This is a genomic window from Collinsella sp. LCP19S3_B6 (genome assembly GCF_052121815.1).
Classification (GTDB): domain Bacteria; phylum Actinomycetota; class Coriobacteriia; order Coriobacteriales; family Coriobacteriaceae; genus Collinsella.
The window spans coordinates 1-8,817 of sequence record NZ_JBQKDN010000031.1 but is presented as its reverse complement, the minus strand read 5'-3'; the positions used below and the strand labels follow the sequence as shown (position 1 = coordinate 8,817).

Below are 8,817 nucleotides of genomic sequence, written 5' to 3'. Positions count from 1 at the left end.
GCGGCGCGGCTGCGCCTATGGCACTTCAACATCATTGTCGCAGCCCCGACCCGCGGTCACGAGCGGGGGCTCCTATCTTTTTAGTGCCCTCGGATTGGGTCATAGTGTCTGACGTTGCCAAAGCATCGGCGTCGCCTTGGTCCAGATGTGGCAGTTGAGGACGTTCCCTTTCTGCCGGCAGTTGGGGACAGTCCTAGTCGTTGGGGACGTACTTAAACGACTAGTCATTCAGGAACGTCCCCAATGACTAGTCGTTTAAGTACGTCCCCAATGAGTATGCCCAATGAGTACGTGGGAGAGCAGATTTTTCCGTTCGGCGATTTGTGGCTTGAAAAATGTATATAACGACTATAACGTAGTATGAAACATATTGGAAACAATACCGAGGAGGCTGCGTTGAAGAAAAGCAATCTGGGCTATGTGCTGGTGCTGATCGCCGCGCTTATGTGGGGCAGCATCGGAATCTTTGTAAACGGCATCTCGGCCATGGGTGTTTCGTCTCAGAGCATGGCGGCCTTTCGCCTGTTGTCGGGTGCCGTCTTAATGGCTCCGGTCTTGGCGTTCATGGGTTGCCAGGGAGGTGCTCGTGAGGGAAAAGCATCGGGCCCCCTGGCCCTGTTCAAGGCAAGCCCTAAAGAGCTTGTTCCCTGCGCGCTTGTCGGTATCGTCGGTTTGGCCGCCGCCAACACCTGCTATTACGAGTGCATGGGCGAGGTGGGCATGTCCACGGCCTCGGTGCTGCTCTACACCTCGCCGGTGTTTGGCGTCATGCTCGGCCGCGTGCTTTATCGCGAGGACGTGACCCCTAACAAGCTCGTTGCCATTGTCTTTAACATCGTTGGCTGTGTGCTTGCAGTGACCAATGGCGACCTTTCCGGTTTTCATTTTTCGGTTTGGGGCGTCACGTCGGGTGTGATTGCAGGCCTTTGCGGTGCGTCGCTCGCGGTGTTTAGCCGGATAGCAACCAAGACGGTCCACCCGCTGGCTGTCACGTTTTGGGGCTTTGTTTTTGGCGGTGCGGTTATGGCAGCTATCGCGGCTCCGTGGCCGGATGTCGCCGCGGCAATGTCGCCACAGCTGCTGCTGTTGTTCCTTGGCTTTGGACTCATCCCCACAGCCGTGGCTTACATCTTATATATGAAGGGTCTGTCCATGGGGCTCGAGACGTCGAAAGTTCCCGTCGTAATGTCATTCGAGACAGTTGTCACCGTACTGCTGGGCATTGGTGTCTACGCCGAGCCCGCCGGCGCGATCAAGGTCCTGGGCATCGTGCTGGTGCTCGCGTCCATCCTGATCATGAACACCGACTTCTCCAGGCTGCGCAACAGTGTGTTTGTCGGTCATGTCATTGAGAGCATGACCTTTAAGCCCAACGCGTGGTGGACGGAGAAATCGCAGGACATGGATCTGTTTAAGGAACGCACCGGCATCGCGTTGGAGCCCACCGTACAGGAAAGTCCCTGGTACTTCGTGCGATAGGGAATTGCGTGCGGCATCCGACCTGGGGTTATCCAGCCAGTGCCCGCCTACCCAGCCCCAACGTTTCGAGTACGTTAAACCCGTAAACGGTCGATTTTTAACCGCGAACGGTCTTTATACTAATTATCAATGTAAGTAGCGTATAAGACGTTATAATGACCATAACGAAAAGGAGGAGGCAAGATGAATCAGATCATTCTCGCATCTCATGGCGGCCTGGCCGCAGGCGCCAAAGACACGCTCGAGATGGTTCTCGGCGACGTGTCGAACGTCCACGTCGTGTCGCTTGCTCGTGACGACAAGGAGCCCATCACCAATAAGGTGGACGCCATGATCGCCACGTTCAACGCGGACGACACCGTCTATGTGCTGACCGATATGCTCGGCAGCTCGGTCAACAACAGCATGGTCGAGCTTTCCAAGAACGGCACGAAGTTCACGGTTGTCAGCGGTTTCAACATCCCGCTGGCGCTCACGCTCGCTATGAGCCCCGCCCCCGTCAAGGGCACCGAGCTCGCGGCCCTCATCAACGAGGCCCGCACTGGTCTGACCAACCCCAACGCACCGGTCGAGGCCGTCGCGGCTCCCGCCAAGAAGGCCAAGGCGTCCCATCACAGCTCCGGTCCCGCCAAGATCGTCCTCGCACGTCTTGACTACCGTCTGCTGCACGGTCAGGTCGTCTTTACCTGGACCACCAAGGTTCAGGCCGAGCGCATCATCGTCGTCGACAACGCTGCCGCCAACGATGACATCAAGAAGGGCGCTCTTAAGCTGGCCAAGCCCCAGGGCGTGCGCCTGAACGTCTTCACCGTCGAGCGCGCCCTCGCCAAGATGGACAAGCTCAACACCCTTGGCGAGCGCGTCATGTTCGTCTTTGGCAACACTGCCGAGATGCTGCAGTTCTGCCAGGGCTACAAGCTCGACGCCATCAACCTGGGCGCCACCGCCAACCACGACGGTGCCGATCAGGTCGGCGGCAAGGACAGCTCCGTCTTCTTCGACGCCACGCAGAAGGCAGACATCAACCAGCTGCTCGACATGGGCATCAAGCTCTATGTCCAGCAGACCCCCACGTATCAGAGCGTCGACATCGACGCCAAGCTGTAGTCAACCAGGCTTTTGCCTGACTGAAAGGAGAAGGGTATGAATACGTTCATCAGTGCGGTGCTCGTCGGCCTCGTCGGCGTGTTCTGCATGTGGGACTCCCGCCTGCTCGGTCGTCTTAACTTCGAGCAGCCCCTCGTTGGCGCTACGCTCGTCGGTCTGCTGCTGGGCGATGTGCCCACCGGCCTTGCCGTCGGCGCCGCCGTCGAGCTCGTGTCCATGGGCCTGGTGCAGGTCGGTGCTGCCGTTCCGCCCGATATGGTCCTGGGCGGCATCGTGGCCGCTGCCTTTGCGTGCCTGACCGATGCTTCCGCCGAGACCGCCATGACGATCGCCATCCCGGTCGCCGTCCTGGGTCAGCTCCTCGGCATCGTGTTCCGTTCCATCATCGCCGCCCTCACCCATGTGGCAGATAGCGCGATCGATAACGGAAAGTTCAAGACCGCCTACCGTATGCACATCTGCGTCGGCACTGGTCTGTACGCCGTCATGTACTTCCTGCCGATCTTCCTCGCCGTCTTTGTTGGCACCGATCTGGTTCAGGCCATCGTCAACATGGTCCCCGAGTGGCTGTCCACTGGTCTTAACGTTTCGACCAAGATCATGACCGCCTACGGCTTGGCCCTGCTGCTCACCATGATGATCAAGAAGGGTATGACTCCGTTCCTGTTCATCGGCTTCCTGCTCGCCGCTTACCTCAACCTGTCCGTCATCGCGGTCGCTCTGATCGGTGTGTGCCTGGCTGTCGTCTTCATGGGCTTCAAGTTCAACGGTTCCCATGCAGCCGCCGGTGTCGATTCCGACTACGATCCGCTCGAAGACGACGAAGACTAAGGAGGAACACACTATGGCAACCGCAACCAAGGACGTGTCCCTGAACAAGAAGGTCAGCCAGTTCTTCTGGCGTTCCTGGGCCATCCAGGCCTCTTGGAACTACGAGCGTCAGATGAACATGGGCTTCCTCTATGGCATGGTTCCCACGCTCGATCGCCTCTATCCGGATGAGTCCGACCCCAAGCAGCTCGCTGCCAAGAAAGAGGCTTACCGCCGTCACATGGCGTTCTACAACTGCACTCCGCAGACGAGCGCTTTCGTCCTGGGCCTCGCCGCCTCCATGGAGGAGGAGTACGCCAAGGATCCCGAGAACTTCGATCCCGATTCGATCAACGCGGTCAAGACCTCCCTCATGGGCCCGCTTTCCGGTATTGGTGACTCCTTCTTCCAGGGCACCATCCGCGTTATCGCCTTTGGTCTGGGCGTTCAGCTGGCTCAGCAGGGCTCCATCATGGGCCCGATCCTGGCCATGCTCATCTCCATCGTGCCCTCCGTGCTAATCACGTGGTTCGCAGCCAAGATGGGCTATCAGGGCGGCCACGAGTACCTGAGCAAGCTTCAGGGCGGCGACCTCATGGAGAAGCTCATGTATGTCTGCGGCATCGTGGGTCTTATGTCCGTGGGCGGCATGATCGCAACGCTGATCGGCGCCACCACCCCGCTGCAGTTCGCTGACGGCACCGTCGTGATCCAGGACATCCTGGACGGCATGATGCCCCAGATGATTTCCCTTGGCCTCACCGGCCTTATGTACTGGCTCATCAAGAAGAACGTCAACACCGGTTGGCTTCTTGTGATCGCCATCGTGGGCGGCATCGCCCTCTCCGCGGCCGGCATCCTGGCCTAGTCGCGCCCAAGCGTCTAACCGCTTTCCCCGGGGAGCCTGCCTGGCATCCCATACCCCAGGCAGGCTTCCATCCCTAAATGTGTCAAAGGGACAGTCCCTATGTCACATCTTCAATGGGCCGGCGACTCGGTCCAAGTCACGGTAATCCTGCGCACGTCCGGCAAAGTGGCGCCGCAAAAATCGAAAGGAATGTGTCAGATGTACGAGATCGACCTTAACCTCCCTAAGCAGATCGTCGCTGACGTCCTGTCCAACCACGAGATCCACAGCGTCGCCTTCGTTGGCTGCGGCGCTTCCATGTCCGACCTTTACCCCGCCAAGTACTTCCTGGCCAACAACACGGACAAGCTGAACGTTCAGATCTTCACCGCAAACGAGTTCAACTACGACACGCCTTCCTGGGTCAACGAGCACACCTTCGTGATCACCTGCTCCCTCGGTGGCTCCACGCCCGAGACCGTCGAGGCCAACAAGACCGCCAAGAAGCACAACTGCCCGGTCGTCTCCCTCACCAACAAGGCCGGCTCCGCTCTGACCGTCGACGCCGACCACGTCATCATCCACGGCTTCCACGCCAACTACGCTGCCAAGTGCGAGAAGCCCGGCTATGCCATCGCTCTTGCTCTCGAGATCCTTCAGCAGACCGAGGGCTATGACCACTACGAGGACATGATCACCGGCCTCACCAACGTCTTCGACCTCTGCGAGAACGCCGCTCAGTCCTGCAAGAAGCTCGCCAAGAAGTTCGCCGAGGACTTCAAGGACGACAAGATGATCTACTTCATGGCTTCCGGTGCCTCCGAGAAGATGGCTTATTCTCACGCCGCCTTCCTGTTCACCGAGATGCAGTGGATCGACGCCGCCGCCTACAACACCGGCGAGTACTTCCACGGCCCGTTCGAGGTTTCCACCGAGGGTAAGCCCTACGTCTTCTTCATGTCCGATGGCGCTACCCGTCCGATGGACGCCCGCGCCCTCACCTTCCTTAAGCGCATGGGCGCCAAGGTCGCTCTGATCGACTCCAAGGACTACGGCCTGGCTGACGCCGTGCCCGCGAGTGTCGTCACCTACTTCAACCCGCTGCTGCACCTCGCCGTTATGCGCGAGTATGGCAACCAGATCGCCGAGGCCCGTCAGCACCCGCTGACCATGCGTCGCTACATGTGGAAGCTTTCCTACTAATCACAAGTAAGTAGACCTTACGGGTTGATTGAGAGGGGATGGGGTTTTCGCCCCGTCCCCTTTTTTGCTTTGGGGGCGTGTTTGTCGCGCCGCAAACCCCAGATAAAACCTACCAAAATAAACCTGTCCCTTTTTGGCAGGTGGAAGGAGGAGCGTATGATCAAGGCAGTGCTGTTTGACATGGACGGCGTGCTGGTCGATACCGAGTGGTTCTACAACCGTCGCCGCGTGGCGTTTATGGAAGAGAAGGGGTTCCACTTTGACGAGATCCCCGACCTTTCGGGGTCTAACGAGCCGGCCATTTGGAAGGCGCTGGTGCCCGACGATGTTGAGCTGCGTGAGCGCCTGCGCGTGGAGTACAAGCAGGTCTACAGCCCGCACCACCCTGTTCCGTATGCCGAGCTTCTCAACGAGCAAACGGAGCCGGTGATGCGTGAGCTGCATGAGCGCGGTGTGAAGTGTGCCATCGCGAGCTCGTCCTATCGCGAGCTGATCGACGAGCTGGTGGAGATTGCCGGCATCGCCGACGTGCTGGACTACACCATCAGCGGTCACGAGTGCAGTGCGTTTAAGCCCGACCCCGAGATCTACCAGCGTGCCATGGAGGCGCTGGGGGTGGAGCCTTCCGAGTGCCTGGTTATCGAGGATTCGCCTCTGGGCATCGAGGCTGGCAAGCGCTCTGGCGCCCGCGTCCTGGCGCTGCGTCCGCACGAGGGCGTCAACCTGGACCAGTCTGCCGCCGACGTTGTCATCGACAATCTGTGTGACATCCTACCTGCCATTTAGGGACAGGTTTATTTTGGCAGGTTTTATCTGGGCAAATGCCGAATTCGCCGTGAAGGGATCGATCTCTTCACGGCGTTTTTCTTTTGAGCGGCCTCACGGTCCTTCTGATGGTTGTCGAGAGAGGGTGAATTGAGGCGCCCCCGCACGCTCCATGCTACAATCGCGGGCATGCCCCACAACTATATCTGCCTTCGAAAGGAGCCTGCGTGGCGGATGCCATCGATCAGCTCACGGACCGAGTGCTCGTACTCGGCCGCCTCACCATCGTCCGCCGTGCCATTACTGCCGTGGCAGTCACGGTCTCTGCCGTTCTCCAGACATTCCTGATCCAGGCGTTCATTCGGCCCGCTGACCTGCTTCCGAGCGGTTTTACCGGCGTCGCGGTCCTGCTCGATCGCGTTACCTCGCTAGGCGGCGTTCACATCGACATCTCGCTCGGTATGCTCGCACTCAACATCCCCGTGGCGCTCCTATGCTGGAGCGGCATTAGCAAGCGCTTTGTCATCTTCTCGATGATGCAGGTCGTGCTCTCGTCGCTGTTCCTCAACGTCTTTCACTTTGCGCCGTTTTTAGGCGACAAGATCATGCTCATCATTTTTGGCGGCGTGGTCTCGGGCCTGGGTGCTGCCATCGCGCTTAAGTCCGGCGCATCCACCGGCGGTACCGACTTTATCGCGTTGTGGGTTTCCAACCACACGGGCAAGACCATCTGGGGCGTCATCTTTGGCTTTAACTGCTTTATCCTGGCAATCTTTGGTTTTATGTTTGGCTGGGACAAGGCGGCGTATTCCATTGTGTTTCAGTTTATTTCGACCAAGACCATCGACAGTTTCTATCATCGCTACGATCGTGTGACGCTGCAGATCACGACGCGTAAGGCAGACGAGGTCATGACTGCCTACGTAAACCATTTTCAGCACGGCATTAGCTGCGCCGAGGTCGTCGGCGGATACAGCCGCGAGAAGATGTACCTGCTGCACACCGTTGTCTCGACCTACGAGAGCCAGGACATTATCAGGCTGGTATGCGAGGTTGATCCCGGCGCCGTGATCAACGTGTTCCACACGCTCAACTTTGTGGGCGGTTGGTGGGGCGGTCATGTCGACGAACCCATGCCCACGGCCGTTCCCGATCCCGACAAGCCCGCACGCATGGCCAGCAGGCAGGCGCGCCTCAGCGAACAGGACAGCCTGCAGCAGGACGACGGCAAGTAAGGTATTTGGTATTTTGCCGGCTCTGCTCAATCTTGTCCCTTTTTGGTAGGTAAGGTGTATCGTTTTATCGTTATGAGGTAACATAAAACTAGACGTTATATACGTATTTGTTATTCCGATATTTCGATAAGAGTGATTAGATATGCCTGCACCCAAAAATGCGCCGCTGTACCAGCAGATTTACGACGAAATCAAGGATTCGATCGAGAAAGGTGTTTATGCACCCAAGGAGCGTATCCCGTCCGAGCTTGAGCTTGCCGAGCAGTACGAGGTGAGCCGTATTACGGTGCGCCGCGCCGTAGAGGAGCTGTGTTCCGATGGCTATCTGGTTAAACAGCAAGGCCGTGGCACGTTTGTCTCCACGCCGCACATCAACCGCCAGTTTCATGCCTCGACGCTGCAGACGTTTACCGCGCTGTGTGCCGACAATGGCATGAAGGCCGGCGCGCATGTAATCGATCGCCAGATCGTTCCGGCGCGCCAAAACGAGATGGAGTTCTTTGGCCTGCAGAAGGATGCGCTGCTGCTGCATATCAAGCGCGTGCGTACGGCCGACGGCGAGCCCATCTTTGAGGAGAACATCTTTGTGCCCTTTGACGCCTACCGTGAGCTGTTGACGGCCGATCTTGAGGACAAGTCGATTTTTGCCGAGGTCGAGCGTGTTGGTGGAACGCCGATTACCTCGGTTGGCTACCGCACGGTCGAGGCCGTTCGCGCCAATGCCGAGCAGGCGGCCGAGCTGGGCATCGCTCCGCACGATCCGCTGCTCAACCTGCGCGCCGGCTTTACCGGTCCCAATGGCGAGCCGGTTTTGCTCGGCAAGCAGTATTACGTGGGTAGCCGCTACGTCATGGTCATATAAGTTACGCGGTTTTACCAAACCGCGTAACGGCTCGACGCTACGCCTTTGGTTCCGCCGTTCTAACGAACGGCGGACCGGTCGACGCTGCAAACGCCCCTAAGCGGCAATCTGACGTTCAATCGTCGGTCGCGTACAAAAGTACGCTTCCCTCCTCTTTCACGTCACCTTGCTCGCTTAGGGGCGTTTTCGCTGACTTATGCTCAACCAGCGACGTTTCCGCGCTTGTCAAGAATGTCCCCAATGACTACCCGCAGAATGAGCGTGGATAATCTCCCGTTTTTTGCTTGGTGACGGGCTCGAAGTGGGAGATTATCCATGCTCGTTCCCATCGGATTACATTGCCCGTGGCCGGCAGCCGTGCGGCATCGGTCCGCGTGGCGGCGTATAATCGGCGGCAGAGGTGACGCATAATTTCTTTCGCAAATTGACAACCGCATAGCGGAACACGGCCCGCGCCCCGTCATATGATTTCTAGCGACTAAACAACAAATCACCGACGAAGGGGGCAC

8 protein-coding genes and 1 pseudogene are annotated in these 8,817 nt (G+C 58.3%); 8 read left to right on the top strand and 1 reads right to left on the bottom strand.

Going from position 1 to position 8,817, the window contains the following annotated elements:
• The first annotated feature begins 396 nt into the window (after nt 1-396).
• The 8 genes from ACTQWD_RS08425 to ACTQWD_RS08390 all read left to right on the top strand — a co-directional run bounded on the left by ACTQWD_RS08425 (nt 397) and on the right by ACTQWD_RS08390 (nt 8,308).
• The gene (locus ACTQWD_RS08425; RefSeq protein WP_441559734.1) at nt 397-1,479 is read left to right on the top strand and encodes a DMT family transporter; all 1,083 of its coding nucleotides are present in this window, start codon (nt 397-399) and stop codon (nt 1,477-1,479) included.
• A gap of 183 nt (nt 1,480-1,662) precedes the next feature.
• Nucleotides 1,663-2,586, top strand: coding sequence for a PTS mannose/fructose/sorbose transporter subunit IIAB (locus ACTQWD_RS08420; protein WP_441049007.1), 924 nt, complete (start codon nt 1,663-1,665; stop codon nt 2,584-2,586).
• Nucleotides 2,587-2,622: 36 nt separating this feature from the next.
• Entirely contained in the window at nt 2,623-3,417 is a 795-nt protein-coding gene (locus ACTQWD_RS08415) for a PTS mannose/fructose/sorbose/N-acetylgalactosamine transporter subunit IIC (protein WP_154518546.1), read from the top strand.
• A gap of 13 nt (nt 3,418-3,430) precedes the next feature.
• Nucleotides 3,431-4,264, top strand: coding sequence for a PTS system mannose/fructose/sorbose family transporter subunit IID (locus ACTQWD_RS08410; protein WP_154518549.1), 834 nt, complete (start codon nt 3,431-3,433; stop codon nt 4,262-4,264).
• 198 nt (nt 4,265-4,462) lie between these two features.
• The gene (locus ACTQWD_RS08405) at nt 4,463-5,446 is read left to right on the top strand and encodes an SIS domain-containing protein (protein ID WP_427795265.1); all 984 of its coding nucleotides are present in this window, start codon (nt 4,463-4,465) and stop codon (nt 5,444-5,446) included.
• 156 nt (nt 5,447-5,602) lie between these two features.
• Nucleotides 5,603-6,232: an HAD family hydrolase gene (locus ACTQWD_RS08400; protein WP_441015582.1), complete on the top strand. Its 630-nt coding sequence runs from the start codon at nt 5,603-5,605 to the stop codon at nt 6,230-6,232.
• Between the two features lie 206 nt (nt 6,233-6,438).
• Complete coding sequence (locus ACTQWD_RS08395) at nt 6,439-7,446, top strand: YitT family protein (RefSeq protein WP_441559733.1); 1,008 nt, start codon at nt 6,439-6,441, stop codon at nt 7,444-7,446.
• Nucleotides 7,447-7,588: 142 nt separating this feature from the next.
• Nucleotides 7,589-8,308 (top strand): GntR family transcriptional regulator, encoded by a 720-nt coding sequence (locus ACTQWD_RS08390; protein WP_441559732.1) that lies wholly within the window; start codon nt 7,589-7,591, stop codon nt 8,306-8,308.
• Nucleotides 8,309-8,332: 24 nt separating this feature from the next.
• On the opposite strand, the pseudogene ACTQWD_RS08385 reads toward ACTQWD_RS08390, so the two are convergent.
• A pseudogene (locus tag ACTQWD_RS08385) lies at nt 8,333-8,398 on the bottom strand (hypothetical protein); the annotation flags it as partial.
• Nucleotides 8,399-8,817: the final 419 nt, after the last annotated feature.